22 protein-coding genes and 4 riboswitches are annotated in these 22,845 nt (G+C 65.3%); of the genes, 18 read left to right on the plus strand and 4 right to left on the minus strand.

Going from position 1 to position 22,845, the window contains the following annotated elements; translation table 11 throughout:
• Positions 1 to 476: 476 nt before the first annotated feature.
• From ABC337_RS12910 to ABC337_RS12935, 6 genes are all read left to right on the plus strand, one after another.
• The gene (locus ABC337_RS12910; protein ID WP_412893234.1) at positions 477 to 1,172 is read left to right on the plus strand and encodes a hypothetical protein; all 696 of its coding nucleotides are present in this window, start codon (positions 477 to 479) and stop codon (positions 1,170 to 1,172) included.
• Between the two features lie 40 nt (positions 1,173 to 1,212).
• A riboswitch (Fluoride riboswitch) is annotated at positions 1,213 to 1,301 on the plus strand.
• 21 nt (positions 1,302 to 1,322) lie between these two features.
• Positions 1,323 to 2,078: a 2,3-bisphosphoglycerate-dependent phosphoglycerate mutase gene (locus tag ABC337_RS12915; RefSeq protein ID WP_412883624.1), complete on the plus strand. Its 756-nt coding sequence runs from the start codon at positions 1,323 to 1,325 to the stop codon at positions 2,076 to 2,078.
• 27 nt (positions 2,079 to 2,105) lie between these two features.
• A complete protein-coding gene (gene eno, locus ABC337_RS12920; protein WP_412883623.1) occupies positions 2,106 to 3,392 on the plus strand; it encodes a phosphopyruvate hydratase in 1,287 nt (428 codons plus the stop codon).
• A 26-nt stretch (positions 3,393 to 3,418) separates the two neighbouring features.
• Positions 3,419 to 3,961 (plus strand): universal stress protein, encoded by a 543-nt coding sequence (locus ABC337_RS12925; protein ID WP_412883622.1) that lies wholly within the window; start codon positions 3,419 to 3,421, stop codon positions 3,959 to 3,961.
• On the plus strand, positions 3,958 to 4,545 hold the full coding sequence (locus tag ABC337_RS12930) for a fluoride efflux transporter FluC (RefSeq protein WP_412883621.1): 588 nt from the start codon (positions 3,958 to 3,960) through the stop codon (positions 4,543 to 4,545). Before ABC337_RS12925 ends, ABC337_RS12930 begins: the two co-directional genes overlap by 4 nt.
• Before the next feature lie 5 nt (positions 4,546 to 4,550).
• A complete protein-coding gene (locus ABC337_RS12935) occupies positions 4,551 to 4,925 on the plus strand; it encodes a fluoride efflux transporter FluC (protein WP_412884932.1) in 375 nt (124 codons plus the stop codon).
• Positions 4,926 to 5,081: 156 nt separating this feature from the next.
• Here ABC337_RS12935 and ABC337_RS12940 read toward each other — a convergent pair whose 3' ends face one another.
• Positions 5,082 to 6,278, minus strand: coding sequence for a cation:proton antiporter (locus tag ABC337_RS12940; protein ID WP_412883620.1), 1,197 nt, complete (start codon positions 6,276 to 6,278; stop codon positions 5,082 to 5,084).
• Positions 6,279 to 6,837: 559 nt separating this feature from the next.
• A riboswitch (Fluoride riboswitch) is annotated at positions 6,838 to 6,903 on the plus strand.
• A gap of 30 nt (positions 6,904 to 6,933) precedes the next feature.
• On the opposite strand from ABC337_RS12940, the gene ABC337_RS12945 reads away from it, so the two are divergent.
• From ABC337_RS12945 to ABC337_RS12955, 3 genes are all read left to right on the plus strand, one after another.
• Positions 6,934 to 7,419 carry an inorganic diphosphatase gene (locus ABC337_RS12945; RefSeq protein ID WP_412883619.1) on the plus strand — a complete coding sequence of 162 codons (486 nt, stop codon included), beginning with the start codon at positions 6,934 to 6,936 and terminating at the stop codon, positions 7,417 to 7,419.
• A gap of 22 nt (positions 7,420 to 7,441) precedes the next feature.
• Positions 7,442 to 7,765: a hypothetical protein gene (locus ABC337_RS12950; RefSeq protein ID WP_412883618.1), complete on the plus strand. Its 324-nt coding sequence runs from the start codon at positions 7,442 to 7,444 to the stop codon at positions 7,763 to 7,765.
• A 154-nt stretch (positions 7,766 to 7,919) separates the two neighbouring features.
• Positions 7,920 to 8,594, plus strand: a complete 675-nt coding sequence (locus tag ABC337_RS12955) for a cysteine--tRNA ligase (protein WP_412883617.1) — start codon at positions 7,920 to 7,922, stop codon at positions 8,592 to 8,594.
• Between the two features lie 14 nt (positions 8,595 to 8,608).
• Here the strand turns inward: ABC337_RS12955 and ABC337_RS12960 are convergent, their stop codons facing one another.
• Positions 8,609 to 9,235 (minus strand): phosphatase PAP2 family protein, encoded by a 627-nt coding sequence (locus ABC337_RS12960; protein ID WP_412883616.1) that lies wholly within the window; start codon positions 9,233 to 9,235, stop codon positions 8,609 to 8,611.
• 242 nt (positions 9,236 to 9,477) lie between these two features.
• A riboswitch (Fluoride riboswitch) is annotated at positions 9,478 to 9,551 on the minus strand.
• Positions 9,552 to 9,718: 167 nt separating this feature from the next.
• Here ABC337_RS12960 and ABC337_RS12965 point away from each other — a divergent pair.
• From ABC337_RS12965 to ABC337_RS12980, 4 genes are all read left to right on the plus strand, one after another.
• Complete coding sequence (locus ABC337_RS12965; protein WP_412893235.1) at positions 9,719 to 11,431, plus strand: MutS-related protein; 1,713 nt, start codon at positions 9,719 to 9,721, stop codon at positions 11,429 to 11,431.
• Positions 11,428 to 13,044, plus strand: a complete 1,617-nt coding sequence (locus tag ABC337_RS12970; protein ID WP_412883614.1) for a MutS-related protein — start codon at positions 11,428 to 11,430, stop codon at positions 13,042 to 13,044. Before ABC337_RS12965 ends, ABC337_RS12970 begins: the two co-directional genes overlap by 4 nt.
• Positions 13,045 to 13,159: 115 nt before the next feature.
• A riboswitch (Fluoride riboswitch) is annotated at positions 13,160 to 13,243 on the plus strand.
• A 139-nt stretch (positions 13,244 to 13,382) separates the two neighbouring features.
• On the plus strand, positions 13,383 to 13,931 hold the full coding sequence (locus ABC337_RS12975) for an inorganic diphosphatase (RefSeq protein WP_412883613.1): 549 nt from the start codon (positions 13,383 to 13,385) through the stop codon (positions 13,929 to 13,931).
• A gap of 197 nt (positions 13,932 to 14,128) precedes the next feature.
• Positions 14,129 to 16,480, plus strand: a complete 2,352-nt coding sequence (locus ABC337_RS12980; RefSeq protein ID WP_412883612.1) for an HAD-IC family P-type ATPase — start codon at positions 14,129 to 14,131, stop codon at positions 16,478 to 16,480.
• 74 nt (positions 16,481 to 16,554) lie between these two features.
• On the opposite strand, the gene ABC337_RS12985 is transcribed toward ABC337_RS12980, so the two are convergent.
• Positions 16,555 to 17,364, minus strand: coding sequence for a helix-turn-helix transcriptional regulator (locus ABC337_RS12985; RefSeq protein WP_412884931.1), 810 nt, complete (start codon positions 17,362 to 17,364; stop codon positions 16,555 to 16,557).
• A gap of 112 nt (positions 17,365 to 17,476) precedes the next feature.
• Between ABC337_RS12985 and ilvD the strand changes: the two genes are divergently transcribed.
• Both ilvD and ABC337_RS12995 read left to right on the plus strand, forming a co-directional pair.
• Positions 17,477 to 19,336: a dihydroxy-acid dehydratase gene (ilvD, locus tag ABC337_RS12990; RefSeq protein ID WP_412883611.1), complete on the plus strand. Its 1,860-nt coding sequence runs from the start codon at positions 17,477 to 17,479 to the stop codon at positions 19,334 to 19,336.
• A gap of 443 nt (positions 19,337 to 19,779) precedes the next feature.
• Positions 19,780 to 20,217 carry an SRPBCC family protein gene (locus tag ABC337_RS12995; protein ID WP_412883610.1) on the plus strand — a complete coding sequence of 146 codons (438 nt, stop codon included), beginning with the start codon at positions 19,780 to 19,782 and terminating at the stop codon, positions 20,215 to 20,217.
• 203 nt (positions 20,218 to 20,420) lie between these two features.
• Here ABC337_RS12995 and ABC337_RS13000 read toward each other — a convergent pair whose 3' ends face one another.
• Positions 20,421 to 20,870: a DUF4188 domain-containing protein gene (locus tag ABC337_RS13000; RefSeq protein WP_412883609.1), complete on the minus strand. Its 450-nt coding sequence runs from the start codon at positions 20,868 to 20,870 to the stop codon at positions 20,421 to 20,423.
• 104 nt (positions 20,871 to 20,974) lie between these two features.
• Between ABC337_RS13000 and ABC337_RS13005 the strand changes: the two genes are divergently transcribed.
• The 3 genes from ABC337_RS13005 (at position 20,975) to ABC337_RS13015 (ending at position 22,597) form a co-directional block, all read left to right on the plus strand.
• Positions 20,975 to 21,544 (plus strand): TetR-like C-terminal domain-containing protein, encoded by a 570-nt coding sequence (locus tag ABC337_RS13005; protein ID WP_412883608.1) that lies wholly within the window; start codon positions 20,975 to 20,977, stop codon positions 21,542 to 21,544.
• A gap of 131 nt (positions 21,545 to 21,675) precedes the next feature.
• Positions 21,676 to 22,200, plus strand: a complete 525-nt coding sequence (locus ABC337_RS13010) for a hypothetical protein (protein WP_412883607.1) — start codon at positions 21,676 to 21,678, stop codon at positions 22,198 to 22,200.
• A gap of 217 nt (positions 22,201 to 22,417) precedes the next feature.
• On the plus strand, positions 22,418 to 22,597 hold the full coding sequence (locus ABC337_RS13015) for a hypothetical protein (RefSeq protein WP_412883606.1): 180 nt from the start codon (positions 22,418 to 22,420) through the stop codon (positions 22,595 to 22,597).
• Positions 22,598 to 22,845: the final 248 nt, after the last annotated feature.

A 22,845-nucleotide genomic window follows, 5' to 3' on the forward strand; every position in this document is an offset into this window, starting at 1 on the left:
CCCGGCTCACCTCTTTTCAGTCTACAGGGCCACGCTCCCCGTGACTGCGGCACGAATGGGGCTTAAGGGTGGCCTCCCTCCGCGGCCGTTCGGCGGTCCCGGATCGTATTGGTTCTGATGGCGGCGTCCCCGCGCCCGTAGGTGGGGTAGCTGTGCTGTTGCCTTCCGGCGGTGCCCGTGCACGGCGGCTCATGTTCGGGAGGGACTGGCGGGTTTAGCCTTGTGTTGCAGAGATGGACGCGGTCGGGCCCGGCGATGGGCTGGCTCCAATGGTTTGTGATGCTGATGGCTCCTGCATCGGGTGTGGAGGCGAGATGGTTACTGGGGATAAGGCATGGAAAAGGCCGGTGGAGCCGGGGACATGCGAACGTGACCGCCTGACCGGGGCTTTGGTGCCCGCGGCGGCGTTGGAGCTGTCGGTGGAGGAAGTTCGCCAGCTGTGGTCGTTCATTCATGGGGACATCATGGACGGCAACATGAGGCGGCTGCTCCGTGCTTCCCTGGGGCTGTGCCCGCGGCACGCGTGGGCCTACGCCGTGGTGGAGGTCGAACTATGGCAGGCCGGCGCTGGTGCCCGGGGAGGGCACCAGCCCTTCGACGTCACCGTCCTTTACGAGGACCTCCTGGAACACGTCGCGGACGGGCTCGCCCGGAGAGGCTCCCTGCTGCACAGGCATCCGGATGAGGTGCTTCTCCCCGTCGGGCCGTGCAGGATCTGCGCGGATATGGCCTCCCCGGAACTGCCGGGCCTGAGGATGGGCTACGCGAACTCGAACACAGAGGCTCTCACCGCCGAGGCGAACAGCTTGGCGTACACCAAGACCTGGTTCAGGGAAACATCGGCGCTATGGCGGACCAGGGTCTGCCCGGATTGTGACCCTGACATGCCGGACGGTGCCGGGGAACTGGCGCTGCTGTGTCGGTTCCATCTGGCCGGGCGCCGCCCTCTTTCCGAGTCGCTCCGGCACGAGGTGGCCTCCCGGTTGCTGGGAATCAGGGACAGGATACGGCGACTGACCGAGTCCATGACCGATCGTGGCGCCCCGGCCGGAGCGGAGGAGAACACTTCCTGGATTGAGGCGGTGGGCTTCTTCGCGGGCTGGGGACTGCCTCTTTTCCTCATCGGCGATGCCGGTTCCAAGGACGCGCAGGGCCGTGGGATGCCGAACTAGGTGCGTCACATGTGGCGGCAGCCGCGGTGTCCCTGTAGTCTCTGTTGACGGTGATGGATCCCGCCGGAACACCGCACGTGAGGTGCGTGGTGTTCGAACCGCCCTTTGGCTAATGGTTCCTACCTTTGCTGATACGAAGGTAGGTGAGCCATGCAAGCACCAGGCAAACTCTTGGTACTCCGCCACGGCCAGAGCGTCCTGAATGCCGAAGATCGTTTCACCGGCCTGCTGGACCCACCCCTGAGCGCTGCCGGCAAAGCCGAAGCAGTCCAGGCTGGAGCAATGCTGGCCTCTGCGGCGCTCATCCCCGACATCGTCTACACGTCGACGCTTAGGCGCACGGTGGATACCGCTCGCATCGTACTGAAAGAGCTAGGAAGCCCCGGTGTTCCGGTCGCTCGTGTGTGGGAATTGAACGAGCGTAGCTACGGGGCATTGACCGGCCGCGCCAGGAATGAGTTGCTCTGCGAACTCGGGCCGGAGGTCTTCCACTTTTGGCGGCGTTCCTACTATGGGGCGCCACCTCCCATGTCCGGCACCCAGCTGGGCGTGATCCGGCGTAGTCTCGCCCTTCAGGGGCTGCCTCCGGAGGCGCTCCCGGCTACGGAGTCCCTGTGCGGGGTCGTGAAACGGGTCCGCATTTTTTGGCACCGGGAACTCCGGCCCCGTCTGGAGGCCGGAGCAGACGTGTTGCTCGTCGGCCATGGTAATTCGCTGCGCGCCCTGTGCTGCGTCCTGGACAGTCTCACCGAGGCCGAGGTCGAGGCGCTGAACATTCCCACCGGGCATCCGCTGCTGTATGGCTTCACGCCTGCCATGGTGCCGGTAGTGCGGGGCGGGGACTACCTGAATCCGCTGGCAGCGCGGACCGCCGCTGCCCTGGTCGCCGCCGCCGGCGGGACCTGACACGAGGATGAGGAAATGGAGTACATCATGAATGACCTTCACATCACAGGGGTACGCGCCCTGCAGATTCTGGATTCCCGTGGCTACCCGACCGTCAAGGTCTGGCTCACGGCCGGCGACGGGACCGTGTCGGTCGCATCCGCGCCGTCCGGGGCCTCCACCGGCGCGCATGAGGCGGTCGAACTGCGGGACGGCGGCACGGAGTATTCCGGCCGAAGCGTGGAAAAAGCTGTGAATAACGTCCGCGGTGAAATAGCCGACCTGCTGACATCACGCCCTTGGACGACCTTGGCGGAACTGGATAACGCCCTGGTGTCCCTGGACGGCACCCCTGGCCGGTCCCGGTTGGGGGCTAACGCCATCGTTGCGGTGTCGATGGCAGCTGCCCGGGCGTTCGCTGCGGTCGCCGGTGTTCCTTTGCATGTTTGGATCGGGCAGCGACTGGGTCGGGGCGGGAGGCTGCCGGTGCCGCACTTCAACGTCCTAAATGGCGGTCAGCACGCGGCGAATCCGTTGGAGTTCCAGGAGTTCATGATCGCCCCTGCCGGGGCGCCGTCCTTCGCTGACGGATTGCGCTGGGGCTCGGATGTCTACCATGCTTTGGCTAAGCGGCTGAAGCAGCAGGGCCTGGCGACCGGGCTGGGGGATGAGGGCGGCTACGCACCAGCGATCGCCCGGCCCGAGGAGGCGCTGGATCTGATCGTGGCCGCCATCGAAGACGCGGGCTACACCGCGGGACGGCACGGGATCGCGATCGCCCTGGACCCGGCCGCGAACTCGTTCTACAGCGAAGGGAGTTACACCGTGGCCGGCCGCGCCCACACCCCGGGGCAGATGATCAGCTACTACGAGAAACTCATCACGGACTACCCGATCTGGAGCCTTGAAGACCCCTTGGCCGAGGAAGACACCGAGGGCTGGCCTGCACTCACCGCCACCCTCGGGAGCCGGGTGCAAGTAGTCGGCGATGACCTGTTCGTCACGTCCGCAGACCGTGTCCGGGAGGGGATCAGGACCGCCGCCGCGACGGCGGTCCTGATCAAACCGAACCAAGCCGGCACTGTGAGTGAAACCTTCGATACGCTCACTGCCGCCGTGGAGGGCGGCTTCGGTGCCATGGTCTCGCACCGCTCCGGAGAAACCGACGATACCTTTGTCGCTGACCTTGTCGTCGGGTCCGGCTGCGGGCAGCTGAAATCCGGGGCACCGGCCCGCGGGGAACGCGTCGCCAAATACAACCGGCTCCTGGAGATACAGGACGAAAACCCGGGCCTGCCCTACGGACCCACCGGCACCCACCTGAACGACCAATAAAAGCCCCACCTACGACAGGAGAACCGATGAACGAGCCGGCGAAGGACGCCCACAGCGCGGGCCACCCGTACGTGCCCGGGAAGATTACTGGGCCGGTGCTGATGGGGGTCGTCCCGGGCCAGTCGCTGGTTGTGGCACACCGTGCCGCGGAGATGGCTTACAGCCTGGGCGTGAAGTTGATCTGCGCCTACGTCGACGTCACGACCTACCTCGCCGAGGAACCCGACGGCCGGGCCGAGGCGTTGCCGATCGATCCGGAGGGAGTTGATGACGATATCGAGGGCATCAGCGCCGGGATCAACGAACATCTCGGGGCCGTCCTTGGGGATGCAGGCATTGACTGGTCCTTCGTGACCCTGGCCGGCGACCCGGCCAGGGCGCTGGGGCGACTAGCCGAATCAACCGATTCCTCGGTCATCGTCGTCGGCACCCGGGAACGCGGCCTCGGCGCCCGATTCGAGGAGCTCCTGGTCGGCTCCGTGGCGGTCCACCTCACCCACCGCCAGCACCGGCCCGTCCTGGTCGTCCCGCTCGCCCCTCACATGAAGCATCCTAAGGAGAGCCGATGATGGAACCGCCCCTTCCCGGGACCACGGCGTCGGCCCGTACCCTCGCGGCAGCCGGGGACGAGAACCTGCTCCCGACAGACAGCGGGCCGGTCGAATCGATAACCGTTGACGTTGATCCCGACGCGGAAACCCTCGGTGAGCCCCGTGCCCACCGCCCCGTCCACCTGCACCCTGGATTAGTGCTGGTCGTGATGGCCGGGGGTTTTTTCGGCGCCCTCGCCCGCTATGGGCTCAGTGCGCTGCTGCCGTCCCCGGGCAGCTGGCCGCTACCCACTTTGGTCATCAACCTGGCCGGGGCCTTTCTGCTCGGTGGCCTGCTCGAAGCGCTCGTGCGCCGCGGCCCTGATGCCGGCAGGCGCAGGATCACCCGCCTGCTCGCCGGGACCGGGTTCATGGGAGCCTTCACCACCTACAGCACCCTGGCCCTGGAAACCAACACCCTCCTGGACTCCGGACGGGTCACCGACGCGCTGCTCTACCTCGCCGCGACCCTGGCCGGCGGAGCAGGGGCAACACTGGCAGGGATCTGGTTTGCCGCAAGCCACCACACCCGGGCAACGACCCGGCACGAGGCCGGCCTGTGAACGCACTGACAGTTATCCTGCTCGGACTCGCCGGCGGGATCGGTGCCGGGTCCCGCTTCGTCGTCGACGGCCTCGTCCGCTCCAAACTTCGAACCGCACTGCCGGTCGGGACCATCACCATCAACGTCACCGGATCCTTCCTCCTGGGCCTGGTCGCGGGCGCTGTCGTCGTCCACGCCGCACCAGTGGAGGTGCAGTCGATTGCCGGCACCGGGTTCCTTGGCGGCTACACCACCTTCAGCACGGCCAGCTTCGAAACGGTCCGCCTCATCCAGTCCCGCCGCCCGGGCCTGGCCCTGGCCAACAGCGTCGGCACCGCCGTAGCAGCGGTCGGTGCAGCAGCCGCGGGCCTCGCCCTGGCCGGCCTGTTGTGGACCTGAAGTCCGACGAGGTGCGGCTGGACTTCTTTCGCCGGGACGCGTGGGACGGCCTGGGGAAATCTGGTCTCTTCTCCTGCCGGTAGGGGTTTCGGGCCGGTGCTGAGGTCGCGATGGGGACCACAGCAAAGAACAGGCGCTCAAACTACTGAAGTTGGATCAAGAGGTCTTCGTGCCTGAACGCGTCCCTTCCTGGCTGCGCGCGAATTTGCGGGCGATGACGACGTCGGTGGAAGAGTGGGCGAGGATCGACAGGACGATGACGAGGGCGACGAGGTGGTAAATCTGGTCGGCCAGGGCGATGCCTGATTCTAGGATGATCAGGCCGTAGACGACTGAAGCGAAGCCTTTCGGGCCGAACCACATGGCGGTGATTTGTTCGCCGAAGCTCAGCTTGGCTCCGATGAAGGACACGAGCAGGGCAAGCGGCCTGGCAACGAGCAGGGCGAGCAGCCCGAAAATCCAGCCGGCGAAGGAAATATCGCCGAAGAGGAAGGTCGGGGTGATGAGGGCACCAAAGACCATGATGGCTGCCAGCTTGAGCAGCTCGGTGACCAGCTCGCCGAACTGCTCAAAGTCGTGCCGGAGCTCCTTACCGAGGGTGGCTACGGTGATGCCCGCGGCAAAGGCGCCCAGGAAAAGGTTGGCATGCGTCGCCTGGCAGATGGCCAGGACCAGGAGGCCGATGGACACCGCAAGCAGCGGCTGCATCGACTGGATGGCCTGCAGGAAGGGCAGCCGTTCGAGTCCGAGCACGATGACGGGCACGACGACGCCGACGGCGATGCCGAGGACGATTTCGAGCAGCAGCTCCTCGCTGGTGGTCTTGCTGCCGCCGGCTGCGGCGAGGAGTATCAGCACAATGGGCAGCGCCAGGCCGTCGTTAACGCCGGATTCAACGTTCAGCAGGTGCCGAAGCCGGCCGGGGACTTCCTCCCGGCCAACGATGGCGGCGGCGAAGACCGGATCGGTGGGGGCGAGGATGGCCCCGAGGAGGAACGCTTCCAGCCACGGCAGCCCGACGAGATAGTGGGCGAAGACAGCTGTCAGGGCGAGGGTCAGGGGCAGGCCGAGGAGCAGGGCGCGGCCGGGCAGGCGCCAGGCCGCGCGCAGGTCCCGGAACCCGACCCGCATCCCGTCGGTGAAGAGGACCGAAAACAACGCCAGTTCCGCCAGCCCGCTAACGATCGGATCTCCCGGTGTGACGGTGATGAATCCGAGGGCTCCGGGTCCCAGGAGGAAGCCGCCCACGAGGAAGAGCACGGCCGTGGACAGCACGGTTCGATGCGCCCGTTCGGAGATGAGCACACCGATCAGTAGCAGGACCGCGAAGGACAACAGCAAGGCAGTGGCCACAAAGAACTCCCATTTTTCTTTCCCAGTGCTCACCCAAGCTCCGGTGCGGAGCGCGGGACGCTAAGACGAATCTAGACCACGCGGTTCTCATCTCAGGAGGGGCGAGGGGCAACTCATGGAGACTGGACAGATGCGGAGGCCGAAGCACGTGCAGAACCGTCCGAGAACTCCGGGCAGGTGCAGGTGCAGGTGCGGTTGCGGGCCGTACTCCATGACTGGCCGTTCTTCTGGGAGTTGGGTAAAGCTTGGGGCGGGATGAGAGGGCGAGAGCTGATGCGACGGCAATGGTCCCGACCCCTCCGGTGGACATGAGCACCACGACCACCCACGGGGCAGTCGCGTGCAGGCCGGGGGTGACACGGGTGCTAAGCCTGACGGTCGCGGAGGCGGAGGTAGCTGTGAAGAGCGCTCTGTTGAGAGCTGGTCGGTGAAGAGCAGGAGGAGCCGGGTGCCGGCGGCGACCGCGGCGACACCCAGGAGTGCGACGGTCAGGGCCTGGCGCTGGGAGGAAAAACTGGGCGGAACTCAGGGCCTGTTATTGGTGACCGGTTTGGGCGAGAATTGAGGTGGTGATGAGGCTCGCCGCAAACCGCATCCGGACGATGCTGATGGCCCCTACGTGATCAATGCTTGATGATTGCGGGAGGTGGAGGCATTGTCCAAACTTGTGGTCCATGTGATCTCAACGGTCGGCTCGGCTATCCGTGAGGAACCCGACGGACCTACTGCAATCGCCCGTGGAAAAACGGACCTGCGTGATGGATGGCCGGTGGGGTGGGGCCGGGTAGAGAAAACCCTTACCGGGAACGGCGGGGAAGCCCAGGCCCTTGTCCTGATGCGTGAGCCGGCTCTTCCCGGTGTCGACGTCCTCGCCCGGCCCGTCGCGGTCCTGCATCTGGGAGGCGATGATCCGGTCGATGAGATTCTGTGCGTCGCCGAGGAAAAATGCTTCTCGCATCTGACAGACAGGACCGACCTGCCGCAGTGGCACGCCGAACCGGAAGCCTGGGCGTCTGCACTGGACCGGATGTTACCGGGGGCACGGCATCCGGTCGTCGGCTGTAGCCCCACGCTCGAGGCCGACCACCTGGTCGATGAGGTGTGCGCGGCATACCTGCGCGCGACCGGCTGGGTGGACTGACCGGCAAAGAAGGTGATGAGGCGTGAATTCATCATTTGATGCTCCGCTGTCGGCGGTGGACCTGACGCGGTTCGGCCGCGCCCGCTGGCTTCCGCCGTATGGGGAGGGCAACGGTCTGGACGCGCTCTTCTGGGCCTGCCTGGCCGAACTTCCGCACAGAATGGTGCCCAGTGCCTTGGAAGCCCTCCGTGAGGAGGACATCCCGGGCTGGGCGGCGCCTTTGAAGAAACCGCGGGTGCTCCCGCCGGTCAGGGCCGGGGAGGAGCCCTATCAGCTGTGGGTCGCGACCCTGCGGTACAACGGCGGCGAGGATGTCCTCATCCGGGTCCTGAATGACTCGCGTTGAGGGGCCAATGTTGGCTGCGGAAGCCATAAGAGCCATAGAGGAACACCCGATCACGTCGACCGGTTCGGCTGCATGCGTAAAGGCCGGGCAGGGCCCCTTGCGGGTCAAAGTAGACGTGCGGGGTCTGGGGCAAAGCTCGTTTCAGGCACTGAGGGTGTTGCTGGTTGCTGATGTGCTCCGGCGTCTGGCTGAGGACCTGCATGGCATCCAGGTGCTGCTGGCCGTCCTCGATGACGGTAACGGACTGCCGGCTGGCCCAGGTGACTGGAAGAAGGCGTCGCTGATCGGGGAGCCGTCAATGCGCAGCCACTCCGAATCGGAGATTGAGGCGTTTCTCCGCGGGCCCGCAGCTGCCGTCATCAGAGCCGCAGCACCCGCAGGGACCGTCGCCAGGGCACCCGTGCCAGGGCAGATCCTGGAGATCGGCGCGGTGCAACCTCCTGCTCCGTGCGGAGCGCCGTTCGACTCCAGCCTGCCCGGCGACCACGATCCGCTCGCGCTTCGCCTCTGCATCCTTCGCTTCCCCTACGCCAGTCCCGCCGTTCTGTCGCGGGCCAGGCTCCACCGGGCTGGGGAGACCTTGCAACGGTGGCGGTTCAAGGTGGCCAACTGGAAGGACATGCCGGCCGCGCCGGCTGTGCCTGAAGTTCTAGCAGCCGCCGACCATGCTCTTAGCTCCGACTTGAACACGGCCGCAGTGCTGACCCTGCTTCATCGGCTCGAAACCGACCAGAGCCTGGCCTCGGGCGGCAAGTTTGCGACCTTTACCCGCCTGGACCGCGTGTTGGGGCTGGAACTGCTCCGCATGGTGGGCAAGGCCCGCTGGTAACCGCGCCCGTTCGGTCACTTTCCCGGGATAGCGGGCAGATGTGGAGCGGTGGAAGCCCTTGGTGCTTGCACCAGCACTGCCAGCGGGGTCCGGTTCAGGCGCACCAACAACAGCGACACCGGCCGATGGAGCAGCCACTGGAGTACGAGGGCGATGAGCGTTCCTGCGGCAAGACCTGCAACGGTGTCCGTCGGGTAATGCATGCCCGTATACACACGGCCGAAAGCCAGGACGGCGGCCGCAATGACGGCCAGGATTCCCAGTTTCCTGCTGACAAAGAACAGTCCTGCCATGAACGCCCCGGCCATGATGCAGTGGTCGCTGGGCATCGAGAAGTCCTGCCCGCACGGCAGCAAGGCCTGGGCCCCGGCGACGGCGTTGCACGGCCGGACGCGGCCAATCAGTGGGGAGATCAGGTGCTGGTTGAGGAGGACTGCGGTCACGACGGAAAGGCCTGTCAGTAGCGCGGACGCTGAGCGGGCCGGAGCATCCTTTCGCCGCCGACCTTGCAGCCAGCCGACGACAAGCAGCAATGACAGGAGCACAAGGCCGCCCCACAGGGCGTAGGCGGCCATAAAATCATGGAGCCACGGCGTCTGCCGGGCTAACGCGATAACAGTCAGGTACAAGTCACGATCCATTATGTTCTCCTCCCGGACCGCAGCACGGCCCCATGAATTGTGTGGTGTCTCAAATCGGACCGTTTGACAACGCGCCCGTCGCGCCTCGGAGGTCTGGGTTCCAGGGCGGTGCTGCCGGCGGCACCGGTCCACCCCCGGGGAGCCTGTGGGCGGGCAGGGGCGGCAGGGAAGATTCCTGGCGCCGGATGGGGATTTCGCGCGGCCGGTCCCGGTCGCCGGGCATGGCTCACCTACCTTCGGTCTCAAAGGCAGGAACCATCAGCCGTGCGGCGGTTCGAGCTGTCCAGCTCAGGCGGGATCCATCGCCGGAGACCAACTCTACCTTGTCTGGTTGGCCATACCGATTCTCCTAGGGGCCGCGGTCCTCGCTTGCGAACGTCGTCTGTGGGGCACGCGTGCTGCCAGCTGCACCCTGAACGGCGGCCGGTCCTGATCCGGACGCTACCGCCTCGTTCGCCGGACGAGTAAAATAGTGTTCAGGCGGTGGATCCCGCCCGGACCGGACAGGATACCCGGTTCAAACTGCCTCCCGGCCTATGGTTCCTGTCCGAAGTTCTCGGCGGACGGAGCCCTGACATGCCGGTCTTTCCCGAAGAAGTCCCCACAGGGGGAATCCATCGTGGTGCCGCGCCGACGCTTGGCCCCGTAACGTTCACCGCCAGGACCGCTGGTGCCATGGCAGTAAGTGTTCTCGGGGTGGTGCCCGATGGTGAGGGGCCATTGTTCCTGGAGACCCTGAAGGACCTGCAGCTTGATGCCATCATCGGGGCGGTCACTTCCGGTCGTGCCGGGTATGACCTTGTCCCGTTCTTCCACTCCCCATGCCGGGATGCGGAAACGGTGGCCTTCCGGCATGAGGTGTTCCGTGATCTGGAAATCCCGTCCTGCCTGGATGCGGTTGAAAGGTTCAGCAGCGGGATGCAGAGTGTGCGCGAGCAGCTGGCCCAGGCAGGGAAGCTTCATTACAGGCTGCAGCAACAGGCACTGGTCCTGGCTGCGGCCCGGACCTATTGTTCAGCCGTGACCGGCCTGCGCGGGGAACTTTCCGCCCTGGGCCTGCAGTCGCCCGGGTTCAGGGCCTTGACCGCTTTCCTGGACGCCTACACCTCGTCAGGTTTCTTTACCCGGATCCGGACAGAGGCCGACCGGATCCGGGCCGACCTGGACGCGGTCTCCTACAAAATCCATATCGACGGGGGACACGTCAGCGTCAGCCCCTACCGGGACGAAGTGGACTACACCGCCGAAGTGGAAGCTACGTTTGCCAGGTTCCGGCAAGGTGCGGTGAAGGACTACCGCAGCAAACTCCCGACGCCGGTCGAATTGGACCATGTCGAGGCGCAGGTGCTTGACCGTGTAGCGATCCTGTTCGCCGACACGTTTGACCGGCTCAACGACTTCTGCACCAGATACACGTCATTCCAGAACCCGACCATCACCCGTTTCGACCGCGAAATCCAGTTCTACATCTCGTATCTGTGCCACATACGGCCCCTGAAAGACGCGGGCCTTAGCTTCTGCTACCCGGAGGTATCGGTCACTTCCAAGCAGACCAGCGCCGCGGATGCCTTCGACCTCGCCCTTGCCGTGAACCTGGTCCGCGAGAAGGCTCCGGTGGTCACCAATGATGTCGAGTTGCACGGCGCCGAACGGATCCTCATTGTGTCCGGCCCGAACCAGGGCGGAAAGACGACCTTCGCCCGGACCGTAGGCCAGCTGCATTACCTTGCCGCGCTGGGTGTGCCCGTTCCGGGCACACGCGCCAGGGTTTTCCTTCCGGACGGGATTTACACCCATTTTGAGCGTGAAGAGAACCGGATGGACCTGCGGGGCAAACTCGAGGATGACCTGATCAGGGTCCAGCGGGTTCTTTCCCAGGCGACGCCGCGCAGCGTCATCATTCTGAACGAAATCTTCACCTCCACCACATTGAACGACGCCATCTACCTGGGCCGGGAAGTGCTCGGACGCATCGTTGTCCTGGACCTGATCTGTGTGTGCGTGACGTTCGTGGAGGAGCTGGCCTCAGTCAGCGCCACCACGGTGAGCATGGTCAGCACCGTCCTGCCCGAGGATCCCTCGGTCCGGACCTTCAAAGTCGTCCGGCGGCGGGCCGACGGCCGCGCGTACGCCAAGGTCCTGGCCCGCAAATACGGCTTGAACTATGAGTCGCTCAAAGAACGGATACGGTCATGAAGGCATTCCTGCTCTACCGCACCTATGACCCTGCACCGCCGGCTGACCTGCCTGCCAATGCCCCTGACATCATCGGCGACCTCGCCCTCGCCCCGGTCATCGAGGCCATGGCGCGCGGCGATGAGTTCCTCCGTGATGTGTCCCTGCGGACGGTCCTGGCGGGTATGAGGGAGCCGGACGAGATCATCTACCGTCAACAAGTCCTCTTGGACTGCCTGGAACACCCGGCCACCGTCCGGAAGCTCTATGGCCTGGCCGTGGAAGCGGTCGAGGCAGAGAAGAAGATCTACCGCAGCATCTTTAACAACTATCCCGCGGCGGTGCTGAGCCGGTCCATCGAATCCTTGAACGCCCTGATGGTCGTGTTGCGCGAGCTGCGCCGTCTGGCCGGCGCGTCCCGCGGGCACTTCGCGTCCCCGGGGATGAACCGGTTCCTCACGATGATCACCGATGAGCTCAACGACGAATATTTCGACGCCGTCGACGTCCACCTGCGGAGATTGAAATTCCGGGGCGGCGTGGAGATCAGCGCCGGGCTCGGGGTGGCCAACGAAGGCACGGGCTACAGGCTGCGCAGATCCGAGGCCATCCCGGGCGGTAAGCTCCAGCGGCTGCTGCGCCAGTGGTTTGTCCCGGACCGTTCAGCGCTGTCCTTCCAGATCCCTGACCGGGACGAAGGAGGCTACCGTGCCCTCTCCGCCCTGCGGGACCGCGGCCTGAACCTTGCCGCCAACGCCCTGGCGCAGGCCGACGACCACATCGTCGATTTCTTCACGGCGCTGCGGAACGAACTGGGCTTCTACATCGGCTGCCTGAACCTGCGTGAGCAGCTCGAAACCGTCGGCGCCCCACTGTGCATACCCAAACCTGAATCCTATGAAGCGGGGAAGGCCCCGGTGTGTTCGGCCCGTGCCCTCAGCGACCCTACCCTCGCCCTGGCCGGCACCAACGTCACCGGCAATGACCTTCCTGCTGACGGCAAGCGCATAGTAATCATCACCGGCGCCAACCAAGGCGGGAAGTCCACCTTCCTGCGCGCCGTCGGACTGGCCCAGCTGATGATGCAAGCCGGAATGTTCGTCTGTGCCGACTACTTCAGCTCCACCCCCTGCGACAGCCTGCACACGCACTTCAAGAGGGAAGAAGACGCCAGCCTAACCAGCGGAAAGCTCGATGAGGAACTGGCCCGCATGGACACCATCGCGTGCAGGCTCACCAGCTCTTCCATGGTTCTGTTCAACGAGTCCTTCGCAGCCACCAACGAACGTGAAGGCTCCGGCATAGCCCGGGACGTGATCTTTGCCCTGGCTGAATCAGGGGTCCGCGTATTCTTTGTCACCCACATGTTCGACCTTGCCCACTCGCTGTTCACCCGCCATCTGCCCGGGGCACTGTTCCTGCAGGCCGAACGACGGGAGGACGGACGACGCACCTTCAAACTGCAGCAAGGCGAACCGACACCGACCAGCTACGGCAAAGACCTGTACCTGCGCATCTTCAAGGACCAGCACGGCCCCGCCGATCCCGGCAACACCGTCGATACCGACGCCGTCACCGATGAACGCACCGCTGCGCCCCCGGTCGTCGCCACCGGGACGCAACGGACGTCCTAAGCCTGGACCTGCCCCCTGTCCCGCAACCGGGCGTCGAGCCGGTCCGGGCCCATCCAGCCGTGGACGACGAAAAACGCAGCCGTCCCTTGCCTCCGGTGGGGCTGTTGTGGTTGATTATTGGAACGGTGATGGATCTCGCCGGGACAGAGATGGCTTTTCTGTCCGAACCGCCGACCCGGCTGATAGTTCCTGTTTGGTGATACATGCCTGGACAGGAAAGCCATGACCATTTTCGGCCCCCCGCCGCAACTGAACCTAGCCGCTGCGTTCCACCGCCCAACCCGCAACCCGCCGGTATGGATCGGGGCCCGGTTCGAAGAGGCTTCGGAGGGGGCATCATGACTGATTTCAATGCACTCTACGACTGCGGGGACTACCGGAACGGCCTGGTCACGGGTGTCATCGACATCCCCATGGGATCAAGCCACAAAATCGAATGGGACAGAAGGACCGGAGCGTTCCACCTGGACCGGGTCGATCCCATGATTTTTGCCAAACCCGTCAACTATGGCTTTATCCCACAAACCCTGGACGAGGACGGAGACGAACTGGACATTCTCTGTGTAACCAGGGAACCGCTGCCCACCGGGCTGGTTGTCCACGGTCGGATCCTCGGGCTGCTTAACTTCCTCGATGGGAACGACCCCGACTACAAAATCGTCATCGTCCCCGCCGACGAAAGGGACACCGGACAAAGGGTCCGGTCCCTGGATGACCTCGGCACGAGATGGCGGGAGCAAATAGAGCACCACTTCAACCACTACAAAGACTTTCAGCAGGGATCAACTACCCGGGTCCTTGGTTGGGGCCGGGTCGAGGAGGCCATCACCATCATCGACGCCTGCTGTAAGCGCTGGCAGGAGCAGTCCGCGGAGGGACCGGCCTAAGCGCAATAACGCGCGCATGCCTCCTCGCCCTTCGTTGACGCGCCTTACTCGGCACCACCGGCTGGCGCGAGGTTCGTAGGAATGCGCGCCCCGGGAAGATTCGCCGCTAAACAGTTGCGTCCTCTCCGTCACGGGGGCTGGCTCCGGCCGAGTGCCGCCGGCCATATGGCCGTCCGGATCCGAGAGGGAGAGAGTCCATGACGTCCGAAAACGAACTGAGCACTCTCGAAGCGAGCTACTCCGGGGGCGGCTTGAACGCCGCCGCGGTGGCAGAGCGTCGCGCCGAGCACGGTTACAACGAGGTTCCGGAGAAGCGAACGGGCCCCGTGTTGGGAACGTTGAAGCGGATGTGGGACCCGGTGTCGTGGCTCCTGGAAGCTGCGATCATCTTCGAACTGGCCCTCGGCAAGACCGTTCAAGCACTGTTCGTGTTCCTGCTGCTGGTGTTCTCAGCAATTACCGGGCAGGTGCAAGCGTCGAGGGCGTCGCGAGCGATTGGATTTCTTCACCGGCACTTACAGGTCAGCGCCCGCGCCTTCCGGGACGGCCATTGGGTCATTCTGCCCTCCCGGGAGGTTGTGCCGGGCGACGTCGTCTACGTTGCTGTGGGCGACATCGTGCCCGCTGATGTCCGCGTCGACCAGGGCACGGTGAAGGTGGACGAGTCCGCGCTCACCGGGGAGTCGGCCGACGTCACCAAGACCGCCGGTGACATGCTCTCCCAAGCCGCGACGATCAGCCACGGGGCTGCGATTGGTACCGTGAGCGCCACCGGGGCGTCCAGCTCTTACGGCAAGACTGCCCAGCTGGTCCGCACCGCCGAGCCTCCGGGCAGGCTGCAGAAGCTGCTGTTCACGATCGTCCGTTACCTCGCGTTCCTCGACGTTGGACTCGCGATTATCCTCGTGGCCGCCGCTGTGATCCGTGCCGAGTCGTGGCTGGAACTGCTGCCGTTCCTGGTGATCCTGTTCATCGCCACCATCCCCATTTCAATGCCTTCCAGCTTCACCGTGGCGAACTCGTTGGAGGCCCGGGCCCTGGCTGGTCGTGGCGCGCTGGTCGTAGGGCTTTCAGGCGTCCAGGAAGCCGCTGCCATGGATGTGCTGCTGGTGGATAAGACCGGCACGCTGACACGGAACCGGCCCGAAATTGCGCACCTGCGGGGCTTCGACGGGTTGTCCGGCTCCGAGGTGCTGCGGCTGGCTGCGGCCGCGACGGACGCGGACGCAGCCGACACCATTAGCGCGGCGATCACCCGCGCCGCGCAGTATCAGGCTCCGGAGTCGTTCACGCGGTCGTGGTTCAACGGATTCGACCCGGTGGCGAAGGTATCGAAGGCACGCATCACGCAGGACGATGGCATCCAGGCCGCAGTCGTGCTCGGATCCCCGCTTGTGCTGGTCGAGCTGGCGGGCGTTCCGGCCGACTACGCCGAGCAGGTCGACGCGCTGGCCACTACGGGGGCGCGGGTCCTGGCCGTTGCCACCGGTCCCAACGAGGACGGGCTGCGGGTGCGAGGGCTTGTCGCGCTGGCGGACTCGCCACGCGAGGACGCCAAGGACGTCCTGCAGCAGGTGGCAGACCGCGGCGTGCGCATCATCATGATCACCGGCGACAGCGTGCGCACCGCGCGGGCCATCGCCGCGCAGGTCGGCGTGGGTGAGCGGACCGGCACCCGACAGGATGCAATCAACGACCCGGCCGCCTTCGATGTGCTCGCCGAGGTCTACCCCGAGGACAAACATGCCGTGGTCGTGGCCCTGCAGAAGGCCGGGCACGTCGTGGGGATGACCGGTGACGGAATCAACGACGCCCCCGCGCTCAAGCAGGCGGATGTCGGGATCGCCGTCGGCTCCGCCACTGACGTGGCGAAAGCCGCCGCCCGCATCGTGCTCACCGGTGAGGGCCTGGGCGCCGTCCCGGACGTCATCGACAGCGGGCACCGGGTGTACCGGCGGATGATGACCTGGACCATCACCAAACTCGCCCGTACCGCCGAGCTGGCGGCCCTGCTGACTTTCGGATTCATCCTGGCCGGGTTCTTCCCCGTCTCCCTGAGTCTCATCGTTCTCATCGTGATCCTCAATGACCTTGTCACTCTCACCCTGGGCACCGACCGGGCCGGTGCCTCCAGCAGTCCGGAACGGTGGGACATGCCGCGGCTGGCACGCACCGCCGCGATCTTCACGGTCGGGTGGGTCGTGGTCGGACTCGGCCTGCTGTGGTATTGCCTGGACGTCCAGAGGCTCGAACCCGGGCAGGTCAGCGCGCTGTTGTTCGCCTACCTGATCTACTCGGCCATGGTCACCATCCTGATGACACGCACCCGCAACGCATTCTGGAAGTCGATACCCGGCCGGTGGGTGGGAAGCGTCGTCGCGGGCAACATCGTGCTCACGACCCTCTTAGTCCTGTCGGGAGTGTTCACCAGCCCCGTCCCGGGGCCGGCGCTGCTGATTGTGGCGGTCGTGACGGTGGTGGTTATGTTCATCCTCGATCGAGTGAAGGTGCTCTTCTATCGCAGGCACGGCATCCTGGAAGTCGCATAGCGGCCAGCGCGGGACGCTGCGATCGCGGGTGCGGCCGCACCCACTTACGCCTTCTCCGTCGAGGACACTACCACTCAGCCATCGAATGGGATGAGGCGCCTCATGCGGACGTCGGCCCCGCTGCCCGGAGCCGGCGTGTAGACCACCAGGTGAAGGTCCGGCCGGTCCGAGGGGGAGAGCTGATGGTGCTCCAACTGCAGTGTGCCGACGCTCGGGTGGCGGAAGACCCTCTCCCGCGATTCGAAGCCGAGAATGTCGTACCGGTCCCAGCCTTCCTTGAACTCCAGGCTGGCGGACTTCAGCCGTTCCACCAGGTTCCTGACGTCCACGTCGCCCAGGCGCTGCCCGGTTTCGGCACGGAACTCGGCCAGGAACCGCTGGCTGGTCACCTCCCAATCCGGCAGAAGGTCCCGGACGTAGGGGTCGGTGAAGACGAGCCACAGCAGGTTCCGGTCGGCGGCGGGCACGGTGGCGATGTTGGGGAACAGGGCCGCGTAGGCGCTGTTCCAGCCCGCGATGCCCCAGTCCGGGAACAGGGCGAACGACGGGTTCGGGTCCAGGGCGTCGAGCAGGCGCTGGAGATGGGCGGGGGCGGTGGCCGCCGCGGCGGGCCCCGGCCCGACGGCGGCGTAGCCCCCGAGGGAGAGGACGTAGTCCAGCCCGGCGTCCGAGAGATGCAGGGCCCGGCCGACCGCTTCGAGGACCTGGCGGGACGGATTGATGTCCCGTCCCTGCTCCAGCCAGGTGTACCAGGTCACGCTGACGCCGGAGAGGAACGCTACCTCCTCTCGGCGCAGGCCCCGCTCGCGGGTGCGGGACAGGGGTGGAAGGCCGTAATCCACCCGGACGGCCTGGTTCCGGCGGGCGCGGAGGAAGAGTCCCAGTTCTTTTCGACGATCGGAGTGCTGTACATCAGAATACTATTACTCTGTTACTTTCACTACTAGTAGCAGGGCTGTCTTCACCCCGGTCGTGGGACGGGGGAAGATGTCAGACATGCCTGCACTTCGCTCTAAAACAGTCACCCACGGCCGGAACATGGCCGGAGCCCGCGCACTGCTGCGCGCCTCCGGCGTCGCCAACTCGGACATCGGAAAGCCGATCATTGCCGTGGCCAACTCCTTCACCGAGTTCGTTCCCGGCCACACCCATCTCGCCCCCGTCGGGCGGATCGTCTCCGACGCGATCCTCGCCGCCGGAGCGGTTCCCCGCGAGTTCAACACCATCGCGGTGGACGACGGCATCGCCATGGGCCACGGCGGCATGCTGTACTCGCTGCCCTCCCGCGACCTGATCGCCGACTCGGTGGAGTACATGGTCAACGCCCACTGTGCCGACGCCCTGGTCTGCATCTCCAACTGCGACAAGATCACCCCCGGCATGCTGATGGCCGCGCTGCGCCTGAACATCCCCGTGGTGTTCGTCTCCGGCGGCCCCATGGAGGCCGGCCGCGTCACCCTCACCGACGGGTCCGTCCGCTCCCTGGACCTGGTGAACGCCATCTCCGACGCCGTCGACGAGTCCATTTCCGACGCCGACATCAACCTCATCGAGGAGAACGCCTGCCCCACCTGCGGGTCCTGCTCCGGCATGTTCACCGCCAACTCGATGAACTGCCTCACCGAGGCCATCGGCCTGTCGCTGCCCGGCAACGGCTCCGTGCTCGCCACCCACACCGCGCGCAAGGCGCTGTATGAGAAGGCCGGGACCACCGTCGTCGAGCTCGTGAAGCGTTACTACGACGGCGACGACGTGTCGGTGCTGCCCCGTTCGATCGCCACCGCGAAGGCGTTCGACAACGCTATGGCGCTGGACATCTCCATGGGCGGATCCACCAACACCATCCTGCACCTGCTGGCCGCGGCCCAGGAGGCGGGCGTGGACTATGGCCTGGCCGAGATGGACGCCAAGTCCCGCCAGGTACCCTGCCTGGCCAAGGTGGCCCCGAACGTGGCCAAGGACCGGACCTACTACATGGAGGACGTGCACCGTGCCGGCGGCATCCCCGCGCTGCTGGGCGAGCTGAACCGCGGCGGCCTCCTGCACAAGGACGTCCACTCGGTGCACTCGGCCGACCTGGACGGCTGGCTGGACGACTGGGATATCCGCGGCGGCAAGGCCACGGAGGAAGCCAGCGCACTGTGGCACGCGGCCCCCGGCGGCGTCCGGTCCTCCACCGCCTTTTCCCAGTCGAACGAGTGGACCTCGCTGGACACCGACGCCGCCGAAGGCTGCATCCGCTCCGTGGAGCACGCCTACTCCAAGGACGGCGGGCTGGCCGTGCTCCGCGGCAACGTGGCCGTGGACGGTGCCGTGGTGAAGACCGCCGGTGTGGATGAATCCATTTGGACCTTCTCCGGCCCGGCCGTGGTGTGCGAGTCCCAGGATGAGGCCGTGGAGAAGATCCTGAACAAGACCATCAAGGAAGGCGACGTGGTGGTCATCAGGTACGAGGGGCCCAAGGGCGGTCCGGGCATGCAGGAAATGCTGTACCCGACGTCGTTTCTCAAGGGCCGCGGCCTGGGCAAGAAGTGCGCCCTGATCACCGACGGCCGCTTCTCCGGCGGCACCTCCGGCCTGTCCATCGGACACATCTCCCCGGAGGCCGCCTCCGGCGGAACCATCGCCCTGGTCGAAGACGGGGACATCATCAGCATCAACATCAGCCAGCGGTCCCTGCAGCTGGAAGTCAGCGATGAGCTGCTGGCCGAGCGGCGGGAGAAGCTGCTGATCAACGGCGGCTACAAGCCCAAGGACCGGGACCGCCAGGTCTCGGCCGCACTGCGCGCATACGCCGCCATGGCCACCTCCGCGGACAAGGGCGCCGTCCGCGACGTCACACTCCTGGGGAGCTAAGCGCGTGGAATAGCCTCAGCTTTCGGCCGGACGGTATCCCTGGCAGGGTGCGACAGGTTATTCCGCGCCGGAACGCGGTGGAGTTCCGCTTCAACGTCTAGGTCCTGACCTCCCTGAAACTTTCGCGTTGGCCGCCAAGAACAGATGTTCTTGGCGGCCACGCGCTTTTGGGGCCGTTGCCACGTCGAAATGATGCTGCCAGCATTTCCTAGCTCAGGAAAAGTCAGGAAGTGGCGGTCTGCGCGATCGTTGCCGTTGGCGTACGATCACCATGCAACCTCGGGGCGTGCCACTGCGAGCATCAGGGCTATCAAACAGGCCCCGGACGGCCGATTGCATGGTGCCGACGATCCGCGGTGGCCACGCCGGCAAGCGCGTCATGCGATAGTTGGGAAGGTCCGCCTCCGGCATCTCCGACCCGCCAGCACACACAGAGGAACACCATGGTGAACGTCCAGACCGAAGCACTGATCCGGCGGCCCCGTGAGATCGTGGCCAGTTATGCTTCCGACCCTGACAACGCGCCAGCTTGGTACGTGAACATAGGATCTGCACAATGGCAGACTCCGCGGCCCTTGACGGTCGGATCCCGGGTTGCCTTCACCGCACGATTCTTGGGCCGGAATCTGGATTATGTCTACGAAATAACCGAACTTGTCCCCGGATACAAACTCACTATGCGTACAAGTCAAGGTCCTTTTCCGATGCGGACCAGTTACGGCTGGTCCGATGAGAATGGTGCGACCCGCATGACCCTCCGCAACACAGGTGAACCCTCCGGGTTTTCAGCACTGACAGGCATCTTCATGGCGCCGTTGATGCGCAGGGCCATGCGCAAGGACCTGGAGAACCTCAAGAAGATTCTCGAATCCCCCTACTAGGAGACGAGCCAGCTTTCCCTCGCGGGGTCTGTTGTGAGGGAACCAAAGGTTGGTGCGTGACGGAACGTGGTGGAGTTCCGCTTCAACGTGTAGTTCCGCAGAGATCGCGATGGGATGGCCGCCGGGAACACCTGTTCCCGGCGGCCACGCGCATTTTGGGCCGAGTGAGAATGAAGCCTCCTGCACGCCCCGGCCGGGACGCCTCAATCGGACAGATGATGACCCGCCCTATCTGACTCCAAACGCTGTCGTGCCGTGTTGAGTCCTGCTCCGACCGGGACGTGGCCGGTAGCTGCTGCCAGCCCGAAGACCGGCATGTCGCTGTACATGCTTTCCCTGCCGCCCGGGAGCGTCTCGTAGGTCTCGTGCCATACGCCGACGTCCCCAGTGCCTGCTGATTCGCGCATGAACCGGCGCCAGGGGTCAAGATGCGGTGCGGAGCGGTCCGCCGCGAACCTCTGCAGATGCTCCGGGCTCTTCCAGTAGGTGACCATGATGGTGTTCCGACCGAACCATTGCTCGTAGCCCAGCAACCCGGCCTCCGGCGTCGTGGCCAGGTAAGCAAGCATCCTGGGCATGGACGCGGCCACCCGGGCCACCTTGCCAATTTTCCACCACCGGTTCGCGCGCATCCCGATGAGGAAGACCGTCACCGATCCTTCCGGGGCGGCAGTGAAGCGTCCCGGGTGAACTTGATTCGCCATGCCTCTTCCCTTCATAACAGTGTTACAGAACAGTGTTATGGAATACTGGTCCTATGGCAAGACCCGTTGTCCACGACGAAAACCTGCGTCGCACCCTGCTCGACGCCGCCGCAGCCCTGATCGCCAGGGAGGGCGCCGCCGCCGTATCGTTGCGCAGTCTCGCTGCGGCCGCGGGGACGTCGACGACGGCGGTGTATTCCCTCTTCGGGGGTAAAGCGGAACTGCTGAGTGCCGTCCTCGATGACGGCTTTGCGTCCTTTGCTGCCTCCCAGCAAGACGCGTCCGACGGCGGCGTCGAAGCATTAGGGCTGGCCTACCGGGCCTGGGCCCTGGAGCATCCGGTCCTCTACGGCCTGATGTTTAGTGGTTCGCTGACCAGCCAAGTACCCTGCCGGCCGACACCGGGAGCCGCCGAACCAGCCATGGCGCCGCTGTTCGCTGCAGTTGCCTCAGCGATGCCCCGAGCGCAGGGGGATGAGGTCGCGTCGACGGTCGGCGTGGTGTGGGGCCAGGTCCACGGAATGGTGTCACTGGAGCTTGCCGGGGCACCAGCAGCCGGCTGGACGTGGGAAGCCGCCTATGATGCCGCCCTTCGGCAGATTGGCCGCTCGCTGGCGCGCTAGGAAGGGCCTTCACCCCAGGCAAAGTGAGATTCGACGAGGAGGTCGTACGGCCGTCGGTCCGGATCCGCGAGTCATCCACATACGGCAGGACTCGGTTCAGCGCAGCCCGCTGTCCGTTCAGGATTGGTCCCATGGGAATCCGGTACTACGCCTACGCATTTGAGAGTGATCAGGCGGCAAAAGCACTCGCTGATCCACGCACCGTGATCGGCTCCGACCCGCTCGCGGACGCGTTCGGTCTTGAGCGTGGCTTCATACAGGGCTCTACAGACCTCCGGCAAGCCCTGTCGGAGCGTGATTTCCTTTACCTCGACAGAGCATGGCCGTACTTGCAGCGGCTCACTGCTGCGCCCTCGCCGGGTGCTGCAGCCAGGGCTTCCTACCGGATGTTCGAACGGCATGTGACATACGCCGACGATGGTTTTACCTGGCAGCCGTGGGTGCGAGCGCTTCCGCCGCGCGAAGTCGCTCTGATTGCCCGGGACCTTGAGGCGATCAACGACCACGACATCAATGCCGCTCTGGACGGGTCTTGCTCGTCCGGCCGCTCGCTGGAGTCCGAGGTGGCCTATGCCGCCGCCTTCCTTCATAGGGCGAAGGTCTTCGTCCATGCGGCGGCCTCGGATGGGCGCGGATTTGCCTACCTGATCGGTTGACAGGGGTTCAGCAACGGCGGGTGGAGGCCGGGGCGACGATCACCGCCTGGGCCGGCGAGTAACAACAGTGATGGCCGGCAGCCGTGGGCTGCCGGCCATCACTGGGCCGGTTATGGATTGCGGTCAGAGACCCGCGACCCCGTTTGGCGAGCCGACGCCGGTGGGTCCGTCCCAGCCATTGCCGGCGAGGCACCACTGCGTTACAGGGCAACTGCCCGTGGAACCCGAGGTGACATCGTTGAAGTTGCCGGTGTGTGAATACGGGAGCGAGTTGGCCAACATCGACGAGTTGCCGGTGTTCCCGGAAAGTGCGTACATGGCGGCGATCAGGGGCGAGGAGAGGCTGGTGCCGCCATACTGCGCCCAGGACGACGCGGTGCTGCTGGTGGGCGCATAGACGGACAATCCGGTCTGCGGATCTGCGACGGCGGAGACGTCGGCGGAGGCGCCCTTGCTGCAACCGGTGCCAAACGCGGCTGCCGCCGGCAGTGCCGCATTGACCGTGGAGCATCCGGATCCCGACCCGGACCATGCAGACTCGCTCCACCCTCGGGCGCTCGAGTCCCTGACCAGGGACGTGCCACCCACCGCCGTGACATAACCCGATGACGACGGGTAGGACGATCCGGTGTAACGATGCCGCCA

Source organism: Arthrobacter phoenicis (genome assembly GCF_047238215.1).
In the GTDB taxonomy this organism is placed as follows: Bacteria; Actinomycetota; Actinomycetes; order Actinomycetales; family Micrococcaceae; genus Arthrobacter.

Bases quoted from the DNA above. Each gene is read 5' to 3' on its own strand.
- ABC337_RS12915 (WP_412883624.1), top strand. From the start codon at position 1,323: ATGCAAGCACCAGGCAAACTCTTGGTACTCCGCCACGGCCAGAGCGTC.
- ABC337_RS12975 (WP_412883613.1), top strand. From the start codon at position 13,383: ATGACTGATTTCAATGCACTCTACGACTGCGGGGACTACCGGAACGGC.
- ABC337_RS12925 (WP_412883622.1), top strand. From the start codon at position 3,419: ATGAACGAGCCGGCGAAGGACGCCCACAGCGCGGGCCACCCGTACGTG.
- eno (WP_412883623.1), top strand. From the start codon at position 2,106: ATGAATGACCTTCACATCACAGGGGTACGCGCCCTGCAGATTCTGGAT.
- ABC337_RS12995 (WP_412883610.1), top strand. From the start codon at position 19,780: ATGGTGAACGTCCAGACCGAAGCACTGATCCGGCGGCCCCGTGAGATC.
- ABC337_RS12930 (WP_412883621.1), top strand. From the start codon at position 3,958: ATGATGGAACCGCCCCTTCCCGGGACCACGGCGTCGGCCCGTACCCTC.
- ABC337_RS13010 (WP_412883607.1), top strand. From the start codon at position 21,676: ATGGGAATCCGGTACTACGCCTACGCATTTGAGAGTGATCAGGCGGCA.
- ABC337_RS13005 (WP_412883608.1), top strand. From the start codon at position 20,975: ATGGCAAGACCCGTTGTCCACGACGAAAACCTGCGTCGCACCCTGCTC.
- ABC337_RS12960 (WP_412883616.1), bottom strand. From the start codon at position 9,235: ATGGATCGTGACTTGTACCTGACTGTTATCGCGTTAGCCCGGCAGACG.
- ABC337_RS12980 (WP_412883612.1), top strand. From the start codon at position 14,129: ATGACGTCCGAAAACGAACTGAGCACTCTCGAAGCGAGCTACTCCGGG.
- ABC337_RS12970 (WP_412883614.1), top strand. From the start codon at position 11,428: ATGAAGGCATTCCTGCTCTACCGCACCTATGACCCTGCACCGCCGGCT.
- ABC337_RS12910 (WP_412893234.1), top strand. From the start codon at position 477: ATGAGGCGGCTGCTCCGTGCTTCCCTGGGGCTGTGCCCGCGGCACGCG.
- ilvD (WP_412883611.1), top strand. From the start codon at position 17,477: ATGCCTGCACTTCGCTCTAAAACAGTCACCCACGGCCGGAACATGGCC.